Below are 22886 nucleotides of genomic sequence, written 5' to 3' on the forward strand. Positions count from 1 at the left end.
GCCCGAAGCCGTCGCCGGGCCCGGTGCCCGCGGCGTCGACGCCCAGCGGGCCGGGCGGCGGCGCATCGGGTTGCTGCGCGGGCTTGGGGTCGTCGACCGGCTTCGGCGGGTCGAGCTTGACCTCTTCCTTGATCTTCGGCGGCTCGGGTGGCTTCTCGGGCGGCTTGGGCGGGGGCGGTGGTGGCGSCGGGCGCACCAGCGTGATCTGCTGCACCTTGCGCTTGTTGTCCGGCTCGGCCTTCAGGAACAGGAACTTGACGATCAGCCAGCCGACCAGCAGCGCGAGCAGCACTGCCCCCAGCCACAGCAGCGGGCGGCGCCCCGCAACGCGTACTGCGGCCATCGCCTATTTCACGAGCCGTTGCGTGACCAGCCCGAGCTGCGTGATCTCCAGCTTGCCCATCAGGTCGAGCACCGCGATCACCTTCTCGTACTGCACGTGCGCATCGCCCTTGATCACGACCGGGAACGACGGGTTCACCGCCTTCAGGTCGCGCAGCCGCTGCTCGAGCTCGTCCATCGTCACCGGGTAGGTGTCGAGGAACATCTGCCCGCTCTCGGTCACCGTGACGGCCTTGGTCTGCGGCTTCGCGAGGCTCGGCGAGTTGCTCGCCTTCGGCAGGTCGACCTTCACGCCCTGCACCGAAGCCGTCGTCATGATGATGAAGATCACCAGCAGCACGTAAGCCAGATCGAGCATCGGCGTGACGTTGATGTCGTCGTAGGCCTTGTCTTCCTGGATCTGCATCAGAGGCTCCCGGTCATCACTGGTTGTGCGCTTCGGCCATGCGCGTGATGAACTCGTCCGAGAAGGCCTGCATGTCGGCCGTGATGTTCTTGATGCGGGTGATCAGGTAGTTGTAGCCGAACAGCGACGGGATCGCGACGCCCAGCCCGGCCACCGTGGCCAGCAGCGCGGCGGCGATGCCCGGTGCGATCGAGTTGATATTGACGTCGCCCGAGGCGGCGATGGCTGCGAAGGTGATCATCACGCCGACCACGGTGCCGAGCAGTCCGAGGAACGGCCCGCCCGAAATCGCGATCGTCAGCAGCACCATCAGCTTGTTCAGCCGCTGGTTCTCGCGGATCAGCGTCGAGTCGATGCTGGCCTTGATGGCTGCGACCGCTTCGGCGGACAGGCCGGTGCGGCCCGCGCCATGGCCGGTTCCCTGCACGGCGCCCTGCCCGTCCGGCACGCGACGGCCGAGTTCGCGCATGCCGGTTGCGTACATGCGCGCGAGCGACGATTCGCGCACCGCGCCGCCGTCGCGCAGCGATTTCGCGTTGTCGCCGTGCGGATCGAGGTGCGCCTGCGGGTGCTCCTCGAAGGCGTTGATGAACTGCTCGTTCTGGCGCCCGACGCGGCCGAGCATCATCGCCTTGCTGACCATCACGTATACCGCCACCGCGAACATGAACGCGAGGATCACGATGACGATCTTGGCGTCGAGCGTCAGGCTCTTGACCAGCACGCCGATGTAGCCGGCGTGGCCGCTGTCGTCGCCACCGCTCTGCTCCGGCTCGCCGTACGACAGCAGCGTGCCGTCCATGCCCTGCGCCGCCTGCAGTTGGAACCACAACACGCCGCGCGGCACCGCGGCCAGCTCCAGCGCGTCGAGCTCGCCGGTGAAGCCCTGGCCGATCAGCAGCTCGCCGCCGAACTCGCGCATCGTGGCGGGCTGGGCGGCGATCTCCTTGCCGTCGACGAACAGCACCAGCCGGTCGGACAGCGATACGCCGACGTGATGCCATTCGCCGGCCTTCAGCGCTGCCGTGCCGTCGACCTTGATGCGGTCCAGGCTCGTGCTGACACGGCCGTCGACTGCGAGTTCAACGATCAGCCCGCTCCACGAGAGCAACTGCCCGCCCTGCCCGGCCGTCGGCTTGACCCAGGCCGACCACGACAGCCCCGCGCCGCCGCCCGGCTTGATGTGGGCGCTGTCGACCATCGTGATCTTCAGCGGCTTGCCGCTGAACACCGCCGAGCCGCCGGCCACGCCCGCTGCGCCGTAGGCCACGCCGCCGGCGGCGACGAGGTTGGCATACGGGCTCGCATCCTTGAACGCGCCATCGGCCTCGCCGAAGTTCAGGCGCAGCCGCTGCGTCGGGCTGTAGACGCCCTTCGCGTCGTCGGCCGCGGCCACCTTCGGGTTGCCGGAGTACATCCACAGCCCCTCGTTCGGCGCCTTCGCGACGACGCGCGGCACCTGCACCCAGACGATCGCGAGCTGGTTGGCCGCATCGAACAGCTCGACGTGGTGCTTCAGCGGCGTCTTGTCATCGGCGGCGACGAAGCGGATGTCGCTGCCGTCGGGCTTCGCGTCGGTGAACAGGAAATTGCCGGTGTGCAGCCGCACCGCCACCGGCACCGCCTCGGCCAACTCGCTGCCGTTGTCGACGCTCAGCGCGGTGGTGTCGAGGTTGATCTTCTTGCGGAACTGCCAGTCGGCGTTCCACCAGGCTTGCGCGGACACGGGCAACAGGAGCAGCAGGCTGAGCAGAGCGAGCAGGCGTTTCATCGTGAGGCGACAGCAGGAGGCGCGGCGTGGACAAGCCCGGAGAACACCGGGAGCAGCGGCGCAGTCTTGGGCCGCGATGTGTCGTTGCCGTGACGCGGGGGCGTCAGTAGTCCGTCCGGCTCATGGAGGCGGGGCCTGCAGATGATCGACGCAGTGCCAGGCGCTGAATTTGCCCGCGAAAACCGTGCTGACCGACGTTCATCGCGCGAAAAACAGATGGCGTCCGAGATGATCGAGCCACAGGTCCCAGTTCAGGGTGATGGCCACCAGACTCGCCGTATCGCCCACGATGTGAGCCACCATGTTGGCCCAGAGGTTCCCGCGTTGCTGGAGAACGAGCAGGCCAAGCAGCAGGCCCAAGGTGCCGGCAAGCAGCATGCCGCTCGGGCCCTGATGTCCGTGCGCCAGAGAAAAGAGGATCGCGGCCAGCAAGACTGCAGCGAATCGCGCCGGCACCGAGTTTCCCAACAGCTCTGCAGCTTGAGAAATGAGATAGCCGCGGTAGACGATTTCCTCGCCAACTCCGGCGGATATCCAGACCGTCGGCAAAAGCGGCAGCAGCGAGCGCCAGTTGCCACGCAAGTGGTCAAACCCGCTCAGGTCGCGAGGCGTCGCGGTGAGGTGCTCGATGACGGGGCTCAGCAGAAGACGACTCAACAACACCAGCCCGATTCCCACGGCAGCACCGAGTACGACGGCATGCCCCCATCTGCGAGGTAGCCCCAGTCCCAATTCGGCGATGGGCGACCCTGGTTTGAGCCGAACCATCACGATCGCCAACACCGCGCCGACAGGAACAGTCCAGTACGGGGAGACGAACGGAACGTAGAAGGCCGCAAGGGGTACGAGTACCAGCCCTGCGAGGTACCGGTGCATCGCCATAGCCAAGGCCTCAAAGCCCAGCGCCAAGGCGAGCAAGTACCTCTGGCAGCATTCCATAGGCCCGGGCAGACGCCAAATGGTCGATGTAGTCTCGGGATTCGACAATGAGGCCGGCGACCACGCGCACGACAAAGATGCATCGGGTATTCAAGGCCCGCTGGCCAACACGACCTGCGTAGCGAAACTCGACAATGACGACCTCCGGATCGGCGGTCGTGTGCAATCGAAAGTCTTCAACGCTTGATGCAACCGACACGTCCGCTTGCGGCAGCCGTGAAAAGTGGGCTCTCAGGGCCTCTCGACCTGCCGTTGCCGAATTGGCATGTTCCGGGTGAAGAGGATGGGTGACGTAGGCATCCAGGGCGTACAGGCCTGCCAATTGTTCGATCTGACTGTGGTCCCCGTTCCTCAACATGGTCACGCGGTCAACCAGCTCACGAACGGTTTCTCCTGCGGTGCGTGTCAAGTCAATCTCCTCTTTCCAGTCGATCGGCGCGTGAAACGCGAGCCGGGCCTTGTTTCGCGCGCGTCAGAAGCCCGTCCAGCAAGGCCTTGAACGCCTTCACCGCGTGCTTCGACGTCGCGGCCGGATTGTCCGCATGGGCGATCCACTGCGCCGCGTGCAGCGCGGCTCCGCTGAGCAGGCGGGCGGCACCTTCCGGATCGACATCGATGATGACGCCGTCCTTCTTCAGCCTTCCGAGGCTTTCAGTCATCGAGCGGTTGCACTCGCTCTGCGAAGGCCAGGACGAGGGGTCGCCCAGCACCGCAGGGCCGTCGCGCAGGACGATGCGCTGGATCTCCGGCTCCAGCGCCATCTCGATATAGGCGATGTTCTCATCGACGAAGCCGCGCCAGGGATCCTTCGCCTTCGAAGAGATGGCGTGCAGACGGTGCGACATTTCGGCGTCGATCTGGGCGATGACCGCTTGCAGCAGCCCTTTCTTGTCGCCGAAGTGGTGATAGAGGGCGCCCCGTGTCAGGCCGGCAGCAGACGTGAAGTCGTCCATCGACGCGTTGGCATAGCCGACCGAACCGAATGCCTGGCGCGCGGCACGGATCAGCTTCCCTCGCGTCTCAGCGATCATCTCGTTGCGCGGTTTGTGCGCCATCCGCTTTCTCCTTGGCATGCACGGCGTATCCGTTTTGACATACGCCACGTATGCGAGTACGATTCACATACGCCACGTATATACGTCGTCATCGTCTCGAAAGCAAGGAGTCTCCGATGTCCAACCCCTACGGTGAGATATTCAGACCGCCCGGAGCCAAGGGTTTTGCTGCGGCCGGCTTCTTTGCTCGCCTGCCGATTGCCATGGCGACGATCGGCATCGTCGCCATGCTGTCCCGGACCCACGGCGAATATTGGCTTGCAGGCGCGGTCTCCGCCACGTTCGCTCTCACCAACGCACTCGTCTCGCCGCAGATTTCCCGTCTCGTGGACCGGCTCGGCCAAAGCCGCATCCTGACGCCGGCGACGGTGCTTTCGCTGATTGGCTTCATCGGTCTGTTGGTCGCGACGCATTTCGGCTGGCCGAGATGGACGCTGTTCGCCTTCGCGCTGGTGGCCGCTGCCATGCCCAGCATGCCGGCCATGGTTCGGGCGCGATGGACGGAGCTCTATCGGGGCACGCCCAAGCTCAACACCGCCTTCGCCTTCGAGTCGGTCGCAGACGAGCTTGTCTACATTTCGGGCTCGGCCCTGGCGGTCGGTCTCAGCGTCTCCTGGTTCCCGGAGGCCGGCCCACTCGTCTCGACCCTGTTCCTCGCGGTCGGCTCCGCAGCCTTCATCCTGCAGAAGGGCTCCGAACCGAAGGTGCAGCCCGTGGCCCGGAGCGGCGGCGCGCCTGCCATTCGACTGCGCCCGGTCCAGGTCATCACCTTCGCGCTGATCGCCATCGGCGCGATCTTCGGTACGGCGGAGGTGACGGTCATCGCACTTGCCGCCGAATTCGGCAATGCAGCCGCTGCCAGCCTGGTGCTGGGCGGATATGCCGTCGGCTCTCTCTTCGTCGGGTTGTTGTTCGGCGCCTTGAAGCTCAGCACGCAGCTCTCGCGCCAATTCGCAACGGCAATCGCCATCGCGGCGGCAACGACAGTACCGCTGCTGTTCGTGGGCAACATTCCGATGCTGGCATTCGCGCTGTTCGTCAGCGGCGCGGCAATCTCGCCCACCTTCATCACGGCTTTCGGATTGGTCGAGCGCCTGGTCCCTGCCGCCAGGCTCACCGAAGGCATCACCTGGGTGATGACCGGCATCGGCATCGGCATGGCCATCGGCTCGTTCGCCTCCGGCTGGGTCATCGACGCCTTCGGACCAGGCCAGGGATTCTGGGTGTCGATCGTGGCCGGCGGCGTTGCCATCCTGATCGCACTCCTCGGCCAGCGCAGCCTCACGGTTTCGCCCTTGATGGGCGAGCAGCGCCCATCGCTCGCGTGACCATGAGTTGACTAGTCATCCCCGAACCCGATGAACTCGCCGGTCACCCGCTTGCGCCGCTCCTTCTTCGCCCGTTCGTCCGCGTCCTTCTGCTGATCCGTCAGCGCCTTCTGCGTCTGCTCCACCGCCTTGTCGGCCGCACTCGTGTTGCTCGACTGCGGCACCGGCGTGGGTGGCGCCACCACCACCGCACCGCCGCTGACCCCGCCGCCGGCCGCGATGTTGCCGGCGTTCAGCACGATGTTCGTGCCCAGCGTCACGGTGCCGGTCTCGGCGCGGATGCCCGCCTCGCCGGCGTCGATGAAGCCGTTCGGCGCGATCAGCCGGATGTCGCTCGGCTTCTGGTCGTCGCGCGTCTTCAGCGCGCCGATGCCCGAGCCGCTGACGCTGGCCGTCACGTCCAGCGTCACGAGGCCGGTGTCGGTGTCGACCACCAGCCGCGGCGGCGGCGCCACCACGGTGTCGCGCGGCCCGCGCCCGGCGTCGATGTTGCCGAGCGATGCCCACAGGTGCACGTCGCCGCCCGCCACCGTGAAGACGCGTGAGCGGTACACGTCGAAGTTGTCGCGCGTCATCGACAGGATGTCGCCGCCCCCCAGCGTCAGCACGCCGAGCTGGTAGGCCTGCTTGTTGGCCGCGACCCCGGCCGGCGGGTTCGCCAGGCCCGCCAGCACGCCACCGCGCGGCGCCAGCAGCACCACGTCGCCGCTCTGCTCGGCCTTGATCTGGCTGAACACCAGCGTGATGTCGTTGCGCGCCACCGGTCCGGCCGGCGAGAACGCGCGGGCCAGGTCGTCGAGCCCCTTCGCGAACGGCGTGCCGACCTTCGCGCCGACGCGCCCGGCGCCGCGCAGCGCGTCCAGCGTGCTGCCGGCCAGCCCCTGCACCTGCGACACCAGTTGCCGGCTGCCCGCGGCCAGCAGCGCCGGGTCGAGCTGCGCCAGCGCCTGGTTGAAGGCCGAGTTCGCATCGGCCGCCTGCGCCGGATCGGCCAGGCCTTGCCGCAGCACTGCGGCCAGCGCATCGGGCAATCCCTTCAACGCATCGTCGCGCAAGGTGCCGGCGTTGTCGGCACCGGCGAACGGGTTGCTCGCGACGAACTGCCTCAGCCCGGCCAGGTTCGACGTCAACGCCGGGAACAAGTCGTGGAAGCTCAGGTAGCCGGGCGCGAAGCTTTCGGTGTTGGCGGTCGCCACGAAGCGCTGGTTGGCCACCGCCTGCACGCGCTGCGCCAGCTCCAGCGCCAGCCGCATGCGCGCGGCCGCCGGCAACGCGTTCAGCCACACCTGGAAGGCCGAGCCGTCGCGCAGCGCGCCGCTGCGGTCCTGCAGCGCCTGCTGCAGCGGGCCGAAGTCCGTACCCGACAGCACCAGCGCATTCAACCCGGCCGCATCCTGGCCGGTCGACGCGAACGCGTCGTACGCGACGAACTGGCGCAGCACGTTCGCGTAGTCCGGCGGCTGCACGAAGCCGTCACTGCCGCGCCCGAGGCCCGACGCGACGATCAAGGTCGCGCCCCCCACCGGCAGCCCGGTGTTGATCAGGTTGCCGCGCGTCAGCAGGCCGTCGGTCGATGACCCGAGGTTGATCTGCCCGCCAGCCAGCACCTCGGCGATGCCGGGGCCGGTGACGGTCACGTTCGGGCTGCCGTCGCTCAGCGTCAGCGCGCCGCCCGCATGGAGGCGCGTCACGCTGTCCGCATCGAGGTTCTGCGCCAGGATCTTCACGTCGCGGATGTCGCCGCCGGCCTCGGCCAGCAGCGGCTTCGGGGTCTCGATGCGCAGGTCGCTGATGTCGCCGTTGCGCGCGATGACGGCCACCGGCAGCGTGTCGCCCTCGTGCAGGATCGTCGTGCCATGGTTGTCGATCCGGTTGAGGCCCCAGGTGCTGCCGATGATCGGCTTGCCGGTGTTCGGGTCGAGGTCGGCCCTCAGCAGCCGGGTGGCCGTCGAGATCCAGGCCGTGGTCGAGACCGGCGCGTCGACCGACGGCAGGTTCGCCGGATCGAGCGCCGCCATCACCAGCGCGCCGGCGCCGCCGACGTTGCCATCGGCCAATACCCGCAACTGGCCGCGCGCGGCCGGCGCCAGCAGGAAGGCCCGGCCGATGTCGACGTCTCCGCCGAAAGCCACCAGGTCCGCATTCGGCGGCAGCACGTCGAACATCGTGCGCAGCCGGGTCGACAGCAGGGCCTGGTTCGATCCGCCCGACGGCAGCCGGGTGCCGCCGAGCGATCCAGCCAGTGACACCTCGCCGGTCAGCGAGCGCAGGTCGAGCCGGCTGTCGTCGGTGTAGGTCGTGAACGCGCTGTTGGCCGGCGACGCCTGACCGGCCGGCGTCTCGAACAGGTTCAGCACCGGCGCCCAGGTCGGGTTGAAGGCGCCGAACAGCTCGGCGCCGCTGCGCGCCTGCAGCCGCGCGGTGTTACTGCCGAGCGCGACGATCAGTGGATCGGCGCTCGCCTGCGGGCCGAGGCTGTCGGCGCGCAGGTTCAGTTCGCCGCGCTGCGCGTAGTAGGCGCCGCCGCTGATGCGCCCGCCCGCCTGCACGTCGAGCGTGCCGCCGCCGTGCTGCACCAGTTCGCCGGCTCGGCCTTGCGCATCCACGCTCAGGTGTGCGTTGCTCGGCACCGCCGCGGTCAGGCTGCGCAGGTCGTTGCCGGCCTTCAGCGTCAGGTCGCCGCCGCCGAGCGCACCGATGCCTTGCGAGAAGGTCGCTGCATTGACCCACCACGCGGTCGGCGCCAGCGAATCTCCCGCGAAGCCGCCGTCGACGTCGCTGCGCCCGGCCCGCCACAGCCAGTGGTTGATCAGCTGGTTCGACGGCACGCTCGCGACGATGTCGTGCCCCGCCTCCAGCGTGACGCCGCCACCGTGCTCGGTGAAGCTCGGGTTCAGGTTCAGCAGCCTCGTGTTGGTGATCGATGCGGCATAGGCGGCCGAATCCGCGGCCCGCTCGCCGCCGCTGTAGATCGCGACGTTGTTGCCCCGCAGCACGATGTCCTTGCCAGCGGCGATGTCGATGCGGCCGGTGCCGGTGCGGACGATCGCCGGGTTGGTCGACGCGCCGCTCGGTTGCAACGTGACGCTGCCGGTCGTGCCGTTGGTGGTGGCCGCGGCTGCGGCGCTGCGGTCGGCACCGGCGGTGACCTGGAAGCGCCAGCTGTCGCCGGCATACGGCAGCAGCCGCGCATTGGCGTCGCCGGTGGCAGCAGTGACGAAGCCGTCCTGCAGACCACCGGTCAGCGTCACGTCGCCGGCCGCGCGCAGCGTCAACGCACCGGCTTCGCTGGTCTTCGTGGTGCTGCCGCCGTAGCGCCAGGCGGCGTTGGTCACGCTGCCGTCGGCGCCGACACCGGCCGCGAAATCGATCGTGTTCGCCACCGTGATGCTGCCGCTGGTGCTGATGTCCAGCCCCGCCCGCAGGTGGAAGTCGGCATCGCCGATGCGGCCGAGCCGCGCCGTCATCGCGCTGCGGTTCGCATCGCTCAGGTAGGTCTTCAGGTCGGTGCGCAGCGTCGGCAACGGGTTGGCGGCTGAGGCGGTGCCGCTGGCGTTCAGCGTCAGGTTGCCGGTGTAGTTCTTCGCGATCGTCGCCTCGACGATTTCCTCGCGCGCGCCGACCAGGTAGTCGGCTGGCAGCGCCGTGATCGCGACGTCGCTGCCGACGCGCGGCGCCCGCAGCGTCACCGTGCCGCCCAGCGAGGCCGAGGCCGCGCCCACGTCGACCCGCGCGCCGCTGTCGATGCGGATCGCGTCGAGCGTCGTTGGCACGGTCTCGCGGATGCGGGCCGACAGCAGCACCGAGCCGCCCTCCTCCAGCGCGCCGGTCGATGCGGCGTCCAGGCGCGCGGTGCTGCCGAGCGTGATGCTGTCGCGGGCATGCAGCTCGATGCGGCCGGCGCGCTCGCCGCCGGCATCCAGCCGGCCGTCGATGCGCAGCTGCCCGTCGCTCGCGCGGGTCGCGTTCGCGCCGCCATCCGCCGCGAGGCGGATCGTGTGGGCCGAGACGCTCTCGCCGGCCTTCAACTGCAGGTCGCCGTTGCGCACCCGCACGTCGAGCGCTTGCAGCGGCGCGCCGCCGGTGGCCTGCATCAGCGGCCGCGTCAGCGTGCCCAGGTCTGGGAGCTTGCCGACATCGGCGACCACCTCGGCACTGCGCGCCGCGCTGCCGGCCACCGCGAGCAGTTGCCCGTCGAACTGCAGCGTGCCCTGCACCGCCGACAGCCTCAGCGCGCCGGCATCGCCGTTGCTGCCTGCGCCGTTCAGGTCCAGCGTGCTGCCCGCCTGCGCGCGCACCGAGCCGGCCGCCGACGACAGCGCGACGCTGCCGGCGGACGCGTCGGCCGTCTGGTCGCCGAAGCGCTGCACGCTGCCGGCCACCGAGATGCGCGAGCCCGCTTGCAGCGTCACGTCATCCGCAGCGCCCGTTCCGGTGGCCGCCAGGCTCACGCGGCCCGACGGCAGGTCGATGCGCCCGCCATGTTCGATGCGCTGCCCGCTCAGGCTCAGGCTCGCGCCCAATGCCTTGGCATCGACCGTCGGTGCCGTGCCGACGGCCACCGTGCGCAGCACCCCGCCGGCCTCGACCGATTGCGTGGCACCGCGCCCTGCGGTGATCGCGGCCGACTGCAGCGTCAGCGCGCCGTCTGTCTTGAAGCCACCGCTGCCGTTGAACTGCAGCGCATCGCGCGCCGCGAGCGTGGTGCCGCCGAAGCCGCGCGTGGCAAGTGCGCCGCCATCGACGCTCAGCTTGCCGCCGGTCGCCTGGATGTCGAGCGTGCCGGTGCCTGCGCCGCCTGTGCCGGCCGGCAACTCGCCGCCCGCACTGTTGCGCAGGCTGACCGTGCCGGCGGTGATGCGGGCCGAGGCGCCCGCGTCGTGCGCAACGAAGCCGGCGCCGTCCAGCGTCAGCTTCGCGAGCGTCGTGCTGCCGACCTGCGCATTCCCGTAGACCTCGAAGCCGTTGCCGCTGGTCACCGAGAAGCTGTCGGCGCCGTTGAACTGCGCCAGCAGCGCGTTGCCGAGCAGCAGGCCACCGGCATCCGCCGGCACGTCGCCCAAGCTGACGCGCGCCGCCGACAGGCCGATGTGGTGAGCATCCAGCAGCACGCTCGGCGCATAGCGCTGCGAGCGGCTGCCGTCGAACAGCACGCTGCGCCCGGACAGGCGAGCCGACTCCGCGACCAGCAGGTCGCCGGCCGCGCCGGTGGTGTCGCTGCGCGCCCAGGCCGGCAGCGCATCCGCACTGCTGACGTAGAGCGAGGCGCCATCGCCCGTCTGGCGCACGGTCGACGTGCGCGGCGCCTGCGCCGCGTCGGCCACCAGTGCGACGCCGGCCCCGACCGTCACCTGCCCGCTCGCGGTCAGGATCAGCTCGCCGGCCGACAGCGCCTGCGTGCCGCCCACCAGCACGCTGCCGGCCGGCCGCGACAGCGTCAGCGTGCCGCGTTGCGCGGCACTGCCGTCGCCATGCGACGCGACCGCGCCCAGCACCAGCGTCTCGGCCTTCAGCCCGCTCAGCGCGGCGGCATTCATCACCAGCGTGTCCGACGGTGCCGCGGCGATGGCAGTGGGCTGGTCGGTGACGATCAGCTGCGGTGCCGAGAACGACAGCTCGGCGCCGCGCCCGGTACTCGCGGCGCGGATCGAATCGGTGCTCAGCCGCACCTGCTGGCCCGCGATCGACAGCGCGCCAGCATCCACCGCGGTGCGCGGTGCCACCTCGCCGGCGGCCGCCGCCGCAGCAGTGGCCAGCGCGGTGCCGGTGTACTCGCGGAACTCGGCCAGCCGGCGCACCTGCGTGCCATCGAACACCCGGTAGCCGCTCCAGCGCGCGCTGCTGGCCCCCGCCCCATCGACACCGAGCCGACCGGCGACGATCACCGTGCCGGCCGCTTCGCGCAGCACATTGCCCGGCGCCAGGTCCGCATAGCCCGCCACCGGCTGCAGCGCATAAGCCCCGGGCAGCAGCGCGTAGCGCGCCGGCAGCACGGTGTAGGTGCCGGCCGGGATGCCGCTGCCGCCGCCGATCGTGATGGTCTGGCCGATGCGCAGCAGCGCGGCACCGCCGGCGGCGGCATCCTGCGTCAGGTCGCTGTGGAGCTGCGGGTCGAACGGCGCCGCATGGTCGCCGCGCGCCGGCACCAGCGCGAACAGCGGGTTGCGCGTCAGCGCCGATGCACCGGGCGTGGTCGGCACGAAGTTCTGCCGCACGTCGATCGAGCCGCCGGGCCCGGCGACGAACTCCTGCGCCACCAGGTTGCCGCCGCCGCTCAGGTCGAGCCGTGCCTTCGGATCAATGTCGACCGTGGCGCCGCTGACGGCGATGCGCTTCTCCGGCAAGGCGTTGGCGACGCCGCCGTTCGACGCGAGGTTGTTCGCGGTGTTGTTCGGGTCGTCCGCATACACCCACTGCGAGCCGTTGAAGACCGTGCCGAGCGGCACGTCCTGCGTGCCCGCCACCGACAGCACCGCGCCGGCGCCGAGCCGCACGCGTTCGCCGGCGTCGATCTTGATGCTGCCCTGCGGCGCGCTGATGCGGCCGTCGACCTCGATCACCGGCGCCGCGAGCGTCACGCTGCCGGCCGCCGACAGCGGCTCCAGCGGCGTGTTGCCGCTCGCCTGCAGGTGCAAGGTCGTGTCGGGACCGGTCAGCGCGATGCGGTAGTCGGTCATCGACGCCGGCGTCAGCTGGGCGGCGCTGATCGTCAGGTCGCCGACCGTGCTCAGGCTGCCCTGCGGGCGCAGCGTGGACGGCGTGCCGCCGCCACGCAGCAGCACGTCGTCCTGCGCGGCGATCACCGTGCGGCCCACGCCCTGCAGGCTCAGCGAGCCCACCAACTGCACCTGGCGCGCCGCCACCTCCAGCTTGCCGTCGCCGCCGCTCGCCAAGGCGTTCTCGCCGACCGCGTAGACCGGCGAGCGCGACTGGAAGCCGAGCGAGACGGTCGGCGCAGTGACCGACAAGGTGGCATCGGCCCCGACGCGCAGCACCGGTGCGTCGAGCGTGATCGAGCCGCGTGTGGTCAGCGCCACGCTGTCGGGCGCGGCGATCACGTCGGTGCTGGTCAGTTGCACCGTGTCGAAGCCGCTGTCGTTGACCAGCGCCGTCTGCACCCTTCCCTGGCCGGCGGCCTGCGGGCCACTGCCCCCGAGCGTCAACACCCTGTCCGCCTTGAACAGCGCGTCGTAGATCTCCGGGGCGATGGTCTGCCTGGTCGGATCGGTGACGCGTTCGTCGGCAATCAACCCCTCGAAGCGCACCGACAGCCGGCCGCCCTCAACGCCGGCCCCACCGCTGCGGCCGCTCACCCGGCCGTCGACGAACAACCCCTGCTGCGCGCTGATCGCCACCGCGCCGCCGCGCGAGGCCACGTCGATGCGGGTCGGCGCGCCGGCCGAGCGCAGGTCGACCTGGTCGCTCGCGCCGTCGGCCACGATGCGGGCCCCACGGTCCATCACGAAGCTGCCGCGCGTCGCGGTGATCGAGACGCTGCCGCCGTCCACCACCGTGCCGCTGCGCTGCTTCAGCGCGTCGGCCTGCACGCGCGAGACGCCGCTCACGTCGATCAGCGAGCCGTCGCCGAGGCGGATCACCTGCTGCTGCAGCCGCTCGATGCTGGTGGTCGGACCGACCAGCGGCGCGTTGCCGAGCGCCAGCGAGACGCTGCCGCCGTGCGCCGTCACGCTGCCGTTCACGTCGATGGCCTGGCCCGCCGTGGCCCTCACGCTGCCGAGCGTGCCGACGTCGATGACCGAACCCGCTTCCAGGCTGACGCGGCCGTTCAGCCCGCCTGCTGCCAGCGTCAGCGACGAAGGCCGCTGCGCAGCCGGCAGCGGTTGGCGCGGCACCAGCGCCGCCGACAGGTCGCTGCCGTCGGCCAACGCGCGCAGGCCGTTGTCGACGAGGTACTGCCGCACCGGCGGCGCGATGCGGGTGTCGCCCTGCACGCTGAGCTGCTCCGAGGCGCGCAACGTGAAGGCTTCGAAGCCGCGGTCGAACAGCGCGCTGTCGAGCCGCACGGCGCCGTCGCGCAGCTGGCTGCCGACGGTCAGCGACGGCGCGCCCAGCGTCAGGCTGCCGCCGGCACTGAAGCCGAAGCCGCTGAGCCGCGACGCCAGGTCATCGCCGAGCACCAGCGTGCTGGTGTCGACCGGCTTCGACGCATCGGCCGCAATGATCGAGACCGACCCCGCCTTGCCGCCGGTGACCACGCCGCCCGCCGACACGCTGGCCCCGCTGTCCACGTCGAAGCGCGTGACGCTGGACACGTCGACCTGCGCGCCGGTGATCGCGATGCTGCCGCCGTTGCGCACGATCGGCGCCGTCGGCGGCTTGCCGGCGGAGGCCGCGGCCAGGTCGTTGGTGAACAGCCCGCTCGCGTCCAGCGCGACGCCGCTGCCGAAGCGGATGCTGCCGCGATCCGTCGCATCGACCAGGCTGCGCGCATCGCGCGTCGCATAGTCGAGGCCGCCGCCCGACACCGGCGCGGCCGGACGTTCGCCGATCAAGAGGCTGCCGCCGTGCGCGACGATGCTCGCGTTGACGTCCACCGCATTGCCCTGCAGCGACAGGCTGCCGCCCGGGCCGAGGTCCAGCGCGGCACCGCGCGCGACGGTGATGCGCCCATCGCTCAGCGCGCCGATGCGGGTAACGCCACCGCTGCGCAGCATCTGCGTGTCCAGGGCGATCAGTCGCTCGATCTGCGCGGCCGGCAGCGTGCTGTCGACCTTGGCCAGGTCGTCGATCAGCAGCACGTTGGCCCGCGAGAAGCCGACTTGCTGGTCGATGCTCGCGTTGCTTCCCGCCACCATGCCGACGCGCACCTCGCCGCCCAGCGGCAGGTTCGCCCGCTGGCCCTCGCCCGGTGTCGTCGTCGCCTGCACCGTCGCCGCGAAGCTGCCGCGCGGCGCAACGATCTCCAGCGAGCCGGCATTGCGGCCCTCGTTGAACTGCGCGGTCGTGGTGTAGCGCGGTGCGTCGTAGGTGCTGCTGCTGTTGAGCCCCTCGCGCGGCGCATCGACCGTGCGGGTGTAGCGGTCGGCAAACCCGACGTAGGCCTCGTCGGCGCGCGCGTTCGTGATGTCGACGACGCGGCCGTCGCCGGTCAGCAGCTGCGAGGTGCGGCCGGTGGCGGCACCCGTCACCGTGGTGCCACCCGACAGGTCGAACTGCGCGCCCTTCGCCGCCGTCACGCTGCCTTCGGCGTGCAGCACGATGTTGCCGCCGGCGGCATTGCGCTCGGCCTGCGTGCCGGCCACCGCCGCGCGGCGGCCCGACAGGTCGATGAAGGCCTGGTCCTTCGCGACGTTCAGGTAGACGCCCTGGCCGCGCAGGAAGCCGTCGCGCTGCAGCGGCGCATCGCGCAGGTCGTTCGAGGTCAGCCGGTCGATGTAGACGTAGTTGCGGTTGCCGTCGATCTGCACGTTGCGCTCGCCGCTCACGTCCAGGCGCGCATCGGCACCGACCGTCAGCGTAGCCGCGGCGTTCTCCGCGCCCAGCGCCGGCGCCAGTGCGCCGCCGGTGTTGATCGCGCCCAGGTCGGTGCGCGCGCTGACGCGGATGTCGCCGCCGTGCGCCAGCAGCGAGGTGCTGCCGGCAGCGCCCTCCCCGCCGATCTTCACGCGGCCGGCATCGATGACGATCGTCGAGCGTGCCGCGGCGGCGGCGGTGTCGGAGAGCGCCGCGGTCGCGGTGTCGGTGGCATCCAGCAGCACCTCGGTCGTCGAGCCGCTGGCAACGTCGACCGCACCGGTCGCGGTCGCCAGCACGAACATCTGCGCCGGCTTGTCGCCGACGATCAGGCCCGGGTTGCTGCCGTCGCCGGACACGACCTCGCGCGCCACCAACCGGATCGAGCCGTTCTGGTTCAGCGCCGAGGTCGCGGTGATGCGCCCCTGCTGGTTGACCGCCATGCCGACCATCGTCGTGTTGCCGCGCGGCGTCGTGATGGTGCCGGTGTTCGTCACCGTGCCGCCCTGGCCGACCTCGACCAGCAGGCCGCGCAGCGTCACGTCGTCGGAGCCGGCGAGGTAGACGCGCTGCCCGGCGCCGAGCACCACCTGGCCGCCCGGCGTCACCTGGATGGTGCCGGCGTTGCTGACGTTCGGCGCGAACACATAGACGTTGCCGGCCTTCACGACCGCGCCTTGGTCGAGCCGCACCGCGGCGGTCGCGGCGGCGGCGTTGTTCTTGTCGGCCACGAAGGCCGCCTGGTCGACGCCGACGCCGAGCAGGCCCTTCGTGACCCGTGCATCGGCGACGTCGAGCGTCGACGCGATCAGCCCGGCCACGTCGACCAGCGCGGTCTTGCCGAACAGCAGGCCGTTCGGGTTGATCAGGTAGATCTGGCCCTTCGGCGCGTTGATGCTGCCGTCGATGCGCGAGGCCTGGGTGTCGTGGATGCGGTTGATCGCGACGAAGTTCTGGTTGCCGGCGCGGCTGAAGTTCACGCTGTTGCCGGCCGCCACGTCGAAGGTCCGCCAGTTCATCAGCGCGGTGTCGGCGGTCTGCGTGACCGACATCGTGTTGCCGCTGGTCGTCACGTTGACGCCCGGGTTCGGGCTCAGCGTCGTGATGGTCGTGTTCTTCGGCGCGTTGCAGGCGTTGGTCAGCGAACACGGGTTCGGCAGCGCGCGGTTCAGCGCGGCGTTGACTTGCGCCGTGGCCTGCGGCGCGGCGCCGAGCAGCCACAGACCGAACAGTGCGTGCACCGCGGCGGCAGTCGCGCTGAGCCGGGTGGTCAGGCGGGCATCGGTCTTCGAGGAAAGGGGGCGCAGCGTCATGGGGTTCTCCGCAAGCAAACTCAAGAATCGTCAGAAATCAAGGCCCAGGCGCGCATGCACGCGCCAGTCGCCCTTTTGCGTGATGTAGCCGTCCAGGCCGGTGCCGCCGGGGTTCAGCGCACGCGCGGCCTCGACCTGCAGCCGCCAGCCCTGCGCGCCCCAGCGCAGCCCGGCACCGGCGCCGCCGATCCAGCGTTTCGCGGTCTGCAGGCCCTCGGGCTGCACCGTCTGCACGGCGCCGGCATCGAGCAGCGCGTACAGCTGGATTGCGGCCCAGGTGCTCGGTGTCTCGGCCGGCTGCACGGGGGCGATCACCGGAGGCACGGCGCCCGGTGCCGCGCTCTCGGCCGCCTCGCGGGCAYGGCGCTGCAGGTCATCGGCGGTCACCCGCCACGGCCACCAGCGCCATTCCAGGCTCGCGCGGCCGCCGCGGTCGCCGGCCACCTCGGCCTCGCGGTAGCCGCGCACGCTCTCGGCGCCGCCGAGCGTCATCTGCTCGTTCGAGATCAACGGCTCGTCGACGTACTGGCCTTCGAGCTTGACCCACAGGCTGCTGCGTGCGTTCAGCGCGTGCTCGTGGCTCGCGTCCGCCTTCAGCAGCGTCCAGCCGGCGCGAGCGACGAAGCGCCGGCCGCGGAATTCATCGTCGCGGTTGCCGAACAGGTTGCGCGGCGCGCTAAACACCGCGGCACCGAGCTGCGTGCTCTGGCCGGCCGATGCGATCGTTGCGCTGTACGCGAGCGACAGCGGCACGTAGTCGATCTCGTCGAGGATGTCGGCCCGCTGCGTCGCGGTCGCGATGTTGGTCTGGCCGAAGCGCTTGTAATCGATGCCGGTGGTGAGCGACTGGAACACGCCCTCGCTGCCCGGCCCGCCCGGCAGCGGATGCACCCAGCGCGCGCCGGCGATGGTCGCGTTGCCGAGCACCGTCGAGCTGCCGACCAGCGCGACCTCGGAATCCGAGCGCACCGCATACAGCGCGACCGCATCGGGCTTGTCGTCGAAGCGCCACAGGTAGTTGCCGACCAGCACCTTGACCTCGTTGCGGTCTTCCGGCGAGAGCTGCACCGACAGGCCGGCGCTGTGCTGGCGCTGCCACAGGTTGTCCCAGCGCAGCCCGGCCGACAGGCGCGACTCGGTCGTGAACGCCGAGCTGCGGTTGTTCAGCTCGACCTCGCCGTGCAGCGGCAGCTCGTCCTTGACGGCCAGCTCGACCTCGACGGTGCCGGGCGTGCGGCCCGGCCGCAGCACCGGCGTCACCTGCCGGTCGGCGGTGCGATTCAGGTTGCCCAGCTGGGCCTGGACCGCGTTGAAATCGGGCACCGCGCCCTCCGCCAGGTCGGGCACACCATTGCGGATCGTGCCCTGCGTGAAGTAGCGGTTGCCGCTGATGCGCAGCCGCTCGACGCGCCCTTCCAGCACCCGCAACCGCACCGTGCCGTCGCTGACGCGCTGCTCCGGCACGTCGACGAACACGGTCTGGTAGCCGAGCCGCTGGTAGGTGTCTTCCAGCGACTTGCGGGCCGATTCGACGTCGGCGATCAGCTTGCGCTCGCCGAGCCAGGGCATCACCGCGCGCTCGATCTCCGTGGCGGGCAGCACGGTGTTGCCTTCGACGACGAATTCGAGGATGTCGAAGCGGGCGCCTTCGTCGGCGGCCTGGGCGCGGGCGACGGGTGGCATCAGGAACGCGACGGCCGACAGCAGGATCGCCAGCAGGCGCGGGAACAGCGGATCGAACACGGAATGCAAGGTCGATTCAGGCATCGGCAGGAAGGACCGGTTTGAAACGAAGATGCCCCGCAAGCCCGAAGGCTTGCGAGGCAGGGCCAGGCTCATGGCCTGGCCATTGAGGGGCGCAGGCGCCCCGGTTCAGAGCTCAGAGCTCTTGATCTCTCCCTCTTACTCGGCGGCGATCGGCACCACGCAGCTGTTGCCGAAGGTGCGGAAACGGGTGCGGTGCGTCAGGTAGTTCGGGTCGCCCGCATCGGCGACGAACGGCAGTGCGACCGTGCCGTCCTTGGCAGCGGCGCTGAAGCCGTTGATCGTCGTCGGCGAAGCGGTCAGCACGACCAGGCGGTCATACAGCGTCTTCTCGACGGCGCTGAAGCCCGAGCGCAGCGTCAGGACCTGCTCGGCCATCCAGTTGTAGCGGCCGTTCTGCACGTTGGCCTTGCTCGGGTACACGCCGTCGATCTTGACGAAGCCCCAGTTCGGCGTGGCCGGCGTCGACGCGGTCTGGTTGTTCTCGCGGCTGGCGATGCCGATCTTGAAGACGCTGGTCGAGCTGACCGAGGCCAGCAGCGTGCCGGTGCTGCCCAGCTCTTCGACGACGTAGGTCGCGCTCGAGTCGGACGCGGCAGCCGGCTGCGAACCGCGCGCGCTGCACAGGTAGTTCAGGAAGTTGGCATTGAACGAGGTCTGCGTGCCCGAACCGGCGACACGGCGCACGAAGCGCACCGGGTTGCTGGCAGCGGCCGGCGGCGTCGTGAACAGCGCCGTCCAGTCGTTGTTCAGCGGGCCGCCGTTGGCGGTGGCCAGCGAGGCGATCTGCGCGCGCGACAGCGACGGGGCGGTGGCCGCGTCGGTCAGCGAACCGACCGTCAGGCCCTGGTCGGCCTGCAGCGCCTTGTAGAGCGCTTCCGAGGCGACCACGCCGTAGATGATGCCGAACTGGCTGTTGACCTGGTCGATGCCCGACGGCACGACGGCCGGCAGCGCGCCGATGTTCGCGCCGGCGAACATCTCGACTTCCACGTCGGCGTTGCCGATGCCCGGGCGAACCAGGGTGGCTTCATTGCCGCAGCCGGTGCGCGAGGTCACCGTCTTGCCGGCGATGGTTTCGGTGGTCGTGCCGGTGCAGCTCGTGGTGTTGATGCGCGCCGACAGCTGGCCGTTGCCCGAGACCGGGCCGACGCCCAGGTAGGAGCCGCTGGTGTTGTCATAGCTGAAGTCGAGCGTGTCGGCCGCGCCGAACACGGTCGTCGGGCAGGTGATGCGGGTCACGTTGGAACCGTTGTGGTAGACGGTCGTGCTGGCGGCGGCACCGCAGACACTCTCGACGATCACGTTGGTCAGCGTGGCACGCGTCGCCGAGGCGCCGGCGGCGTTGACGGTGACGGTGGCAGCCGAGGCAGCCGAGACGGCGCACAGCGCAGCCGCCGCGAAGGCGATGGATTTGAATTGCATGAGGATCTCCTGGACGGGAATTCAGGGCAAAGGAAGCCCCGAGACCCCGCGCGAGCGCGGTGTCTTCGGGGCCCCGGAGGCCCGGCGGGACGGAGGTACTGCGGGGGGAGTTACTTGCTGCGGCGGCGGGCAACGGCGCCCAGCGTCAGCAGGCCGGCCAGCATCAGCGCGTAGGTGCCGGGTTCCGGAACCGGTGCGTAGATCAGGTTGGTGCCGGAGAGGGACCAGTGGTAGGTCGTGTCGAACGCGGTGCGGGTCGAGCCGGCCGGGTTGCCGGCGGTGAAGCGCAGGAAGTTCAGCTTGTCGGCCAGGCCGCCGGTCGTGTTGAACGACAGGTTGCTGCTGAAGTTGCCATTGGCGCCGAGGATGTTGCCGCCGTAGCTGAAGTCGGTCGGGCCGAACGGGGCCGACGTCTGCAGGAAGTAGCCGTTGGCGTCCGTGGCGTGGTTGCCGCGCTGGTTCGCATCGTTGATGAAGCTGGCCAGGGCGCCGTTCGAGTTGTTGATCTTCAGCAGGTTGGGGTTGGTCGCGGAAGCACCGTCGGCGGCCGTCGTGTACAGCGAGGTCGGTGCCAGGCGGTCGATCGCGTAGACACCCCAGCGGATGGTTGCGGCGGTGGCCGTCGCGAGGAACGAGTCGAAGCCGGTCAGCGCGAACGACTGGAGCGACACCGAGCTCGGCGTCAGGGCCGACATCAGCAGGCCGGTGTCGAACGAGTAGGTCTGCTGGCTGGTGGTGTCATAGGCCATCAGGAACAGCTCGCCGTTGCCGGTCTGGCCGTTGTCGATGGTGGCGTTGGCCAGGCCCGACACGGCGACCAGGGCGGCCGCCGCGAGGGCTTTCATTCGGAATTTCATGATCTCTCCTTCAAGGATTGTTCGAACTGGAGAACTGGAGGACTTTCAGAGGTCGTGCCGGGCCCCGAAGGCCGGCGGCTCGCTGGGATCCTCCCTCGCCCCTGGCTGGTGCGCGAGACCCTGTGCGTGCTGAGGGGGAGTCTCGGGGGGGCGTGTGACGTGGCGTGTCGAATGGCTTGCGGACCCTGTGCCGATGGGACTACGCCGCTTCTCATATGTCGTAGTCCGTTCGGCACTGGCACGGACTTCAACCGCGCAGGCAGGCGAGGAAGGCGTCACGGGCCGCGTTGCGGCAGGCGAGCGACGTGGCCGGGTCGAGCCCGCAGCGGTTCAAGGTCGCGCTGTAGAGGCGGCCGCATTCGGTGCGGCGGTCGGTGCTGGGTGGTGATCCGGGTGGTGGCGTGGGCGGCGTCACCGGTGGCGTCACCGGCGGTGTCATGGCAGGCGGTGCCGGCGCGGCAGCCACCTTCGCGACGAACTTCCATTCCGCATAGCTCGACGCATCCGCGAAATCCCGGTCCGCCTCCGAGAAACCGCTGTGTTTCAGCGGCGGCCTCGGGCTGCGGCTGGCAACACCGGCAACCGCGCCCTGCTCCATCAGCAGCATCCAGTCGGTCCGGCCGGTCATCGGGTCGGCGTACAGCCGGCGCAGGTGGCGGCGCGGGCTCGGGTAGCGCTTGTCCTCGAGCAGGTCGGCCAGCGTTTTCGGTCCCTGCGGCACGCCGCCCGGCGTCGCCGCCGCGTAGCTGGCGATGGCCTGGCGGTACTGGTTGCCGATGAACAGCAGCTCGCGTTCGCGCTCGCGCCAAGCGGCCTGCTGCTCCTGGCGCAGCGGCAGCAAGGTGGCCAGGCTCAGCAGCGCGACGGCGACCAGCACCATCAGCAGCGCGACGCCGCGTACCGCCGCACCCGCGCGCTCACCAGCTGCGGTACGGCGTGCCATCGCGGCCCTCGCCTTCGGCGCCGCTGTGCACGTCGACGACGCCCTCAGTTGCCACGTTCGCGACGACCGCATCACGCGCAGGCGCGGCCAGGTCGGCCGCCCTCGCCTCGGCCGCACCGACGCTGATCCAGCTGTCGCGCCGCTGCGTGACCGGGTCGACCGGCAGCTCGCGCAGGTAGCGGCGCTGCACCAGTTCGTCCAGGCTGCCCGGCGGGCGCCCGAGGTCGGCCTCGAACTGGTCGAGTGCCGAGCGCATCTCCTTCAGCGAGGCCTTCAGCGTCGTCTCGCGGGCCCGCTCCAGGTGGTCGATGGTGCGCGGCGCGACGATCGTCAGCAGCAGCGCGACGATCGCCAGCACCACCAGCAGCTCGATCAGCGTGAAGCCGCGGCGCGTCGTTGTGTGCGTCACCATGCCCGGTACGGCACGCCGTTCAGGCCGCTGCCCGGCGCGCGCGAGTAGACGTCGAAGACATCCGCGCCGGGGCTCGGCGACTCCGGAGCGCTGGCGTAGCTGCGCAGCCCCCACTCGCCCGACTCGACCAGCGGATCGCGCGGCAACCGGCGCAGGAAGTAGATGCGCTGCCCGTCGCTGCGGCCGCCGTCGGCGACGCCGTCGACCAGCGTCGCAAGCGTCGGCGGATAGCCGCTGGCATCGGCCGGCAGCTTGATGCGCCCGTCCTGCGCGGCCTGCTTGTAGGCATCGAGCGCGCCGCGGATGTCGCGCAGCGCGGCCCGCAGCTCGGTCTCGCGCTGGCGCTGCGCCTGCAGCTTCAGCGTCGGCGCCGCCATCGTCACCAGCACCGCGAGCACCGCCAGCGCGATGCTGAGTTCGATGAGGGTGAAGCCGACGCTGCGACGCATCTCAGGCACCGATGCGCAAGGTCGCGCTGCCGCCGCTGACAGGCCGCTGCTGGCCGTCCTGCAGCCGCACGCTGCCGCCGACGATCTGCAGTTGCGTGCTGCCGGTGCCGGCGGCCGCAGCGCGCAGGCTGATGCTGCCGGACAGCACGCCATCGCCACTCGGAATCAGCCGCACGACCGCACGCGGCCCCCCGCCAGCGAGCAGCCCCGGGTCCATCTCGACGATCACCTCCCCCTGTTGTGCCGCCCCGGCATCGCCGATCTCGACGACCACGGTGAACTCGCGGCCGAGCCGCACGTCCGACGGCGCGCGCAATTGCGCGACGAATGCGCTCGGCGCGGCCGCGATGGCCGTCTCGGCCGGCGTGGCGACGGCGGCAGAGGCCGCGGCGGCGACCGGTGCTGCGG

The 22886-nt window shown here is 70.4% G+C and carries 13 protein-coding genes and 2 pseudogenes; 1 reads left to right on the forward strand and 14 read right to left on the reverse strand.

The window, feature by feature from the left end; all coding sequences use genetic code 11:
- From ACXJLU_RS26380 to ACXJLU_RS26405, 6 genes and pseudogenes are all read right to left on the reverse strand, one after another.
- Nucleotides 1-343 (reverse strand): annotated as a pseudogene (locus ACXJLU_RS26380) (hypothetical protein); the annotation flags it as partial.
- Nucleotides 344-346: 3 nt separating this feature from the next.
- Nucleotides 347-748 carry an ExbD/TolR family protein gene (locus ACXJLU_RS26385; RefSeq protein WP_457336122.1) on the reverse strand — a complete coding sequence of 134 codons (402 nt, stop codon included), beginning with the start codon at nt 746-748 and terminating at the stop codon, nt 347-349.
- Nucleotides 749-764: 16 nt separating this feature from the next.
- Nucleotides 765-2519: a DUF2341 domain-containing protein gene (locus ACXJLU_RS26390; RefSeq protein WP_457336124.1), complete on the reverse strand. Its 1755-nt coding sequence runs from the start codon at nt 2517-2519 to the stop codon at nt 765-767.
- A gap of 198 nt (nt 2520-2717) precedes the next feature.
- Nucleotides 2718-3437 carry a CPBP family intramembrane glutamic endopeptidase gene (locus tag ACXJLU_RS26395; RefSeq protein WP_457336126.1) on the reverse strand — a complete coding sequence of 240 codons (720 nt, stop codon included), beginning with the start codon at nt 3435-3437 and terminating at the stop codon, nt 2718-2720.
- A complete protein-coding gene (locus ACXJLU_RS26400) occupies nt 3412-3867 on the reverse strand; it encodes a nuclear transport factor 2 family protein (RefSeq protein ID WP_457336128.1) in 456 nt (151 codons plus the stop codon). The genes ACXJLU_RS26395 and ACXJLU_RS26400 overlap by 26 nt, the downstream gene beginning before the upstream one ends.
- 1 nt (nt 3868) lies before the next feature.
- Complete coding sequence (locus ACXJLU_RS26405) at nt 3869-4513, reverse strand: TetR/AcrR family transcriptional regulator (protein ID WP_457336130.1); 645 nt, start codon at nt 4511-4513, stop codon at nt 3869-3871.
- 116 nt (nt 4514-4629) lie between these two features.
- On the opposite strand from ACXJLU_RS26405, the gene ACXJLU_RS26410 reads away from it, so the two are divergent.
- Nucleotides 4630-5841, forward strand: a complete 1212-nt coding sequence (locus ACXJLU_RS26410; protein WP_457336132.1) for an MFS transporter — start codon at nt 4630-4632, stop codon at nt 5839-5841.
- A gap of 11 nt (nt 5842-5852) precedes the next feature.
- Here the strand turns inward: ACXJLU_RS26410 and ACXJLU_RS26415 are convergent, their stop codons facing one another.
- The 8 genes and pseudogenes from ACXJLU_RS26415 to ACXJLU_RS26450 form a co-directional block, all read right to left on the reverse strand.
- The gene (locus ACXJLU_RS26415) at nt 5853-16628 is read right to left on the reverse strand and encodes a filamentous hemagglutinin family protein (protein ID WP_457336134.1); all 10776 of its coding nucleotides are present in this window, start codon (nt 16626-16628) and stop codon (nt 5853-5855) included.
- Nucleotides 16629-16658: 30 nt separating this feature from the next.
- Nucleotides 16659-18395: a ShlB/FhaC/HecB family hemolysin secretion/activation protein gene (locus ACXJLU_RS26420; protein ID WP_457336136.1), complete on the reverse strand. Its 1737-nt coding sequence runs from the start codon at nt 18393-18395 to the stop codon at nt 16659-16661.
- 135 nt (nt 18396-18530) lie between these two features.
- Nucleotides 18531-19817 carry a type 2 periplasmic-binding domain-containing protein gene (locus ACXJLU_RS26425; RefSeq protein WP_457336138.1) on the reverse strand — a complete coding sequence of 429 codons (1287 nt, stop codon included), beginning with the start codon at nt 19815-19817 and terminating at the stop codon, nt 18531-18533.
- A gap of 110 nt (nt 19818-19927) precedes the next feature.
- Nucleotides 19928-20674, reverse strand: coding sequence for a PEP-CTERM sorting domain-containing protein (locus tag ACXJLU_RS26430; RefSeq protein WP_457336140.1), 747 nt, complete (start codon nt 20672-20674; stop codon nt 19928-19930).
- A gap of 247 nt (nt 20675-20921) precedes the next feature.
- Complete coding sequence (locus ACXJLU_RS26435; protein ID WP_457336142.1) at nt 20922-21617, reverse strand: type II secretion system protein; 696 nt, start codon at nt 21615-21617, stop codon at nt 20922-20924.
- A complete protein-coding gene (locus tag ACXJLU_RS26440; protein WP_457336144.1) occupies nt 21592-22029 on the reverse strand; it encodes a type II secretion system protein in 438 nt (145 codons plus the stop codon). The genes ACXJLU_RS26435 and ACXJLU_RS26440 overlap by 26 nt, the downstream gene beginning before the upstream one ends.
- Nucleotides 22023-22478: a type II secretion system protein gene (locus ACXJLU_RS26445; protein WP_457336146.1), complete on the reverse strand. Its 456-nt coding sequence runs from the start codon at nt 22476-22478 to the stop codon at nt 22023-22025. The genes ACXJLU_RS26440 and ACXJLU_RS26445 overlap by 7 nt, the downstream gene beginning before the upstream one ends.
- A 1-nt stretch (nt 22479) precedes the next feature.
- Nucleotides 22480-22886: pseudogene (locus tag ACXJLU_RS26450) on the reverse strand (hypothetical protein); the annotation flags it as partial.

The organism is Rhizobacter sp. P5_C2, from assembly GCF_054049715.1.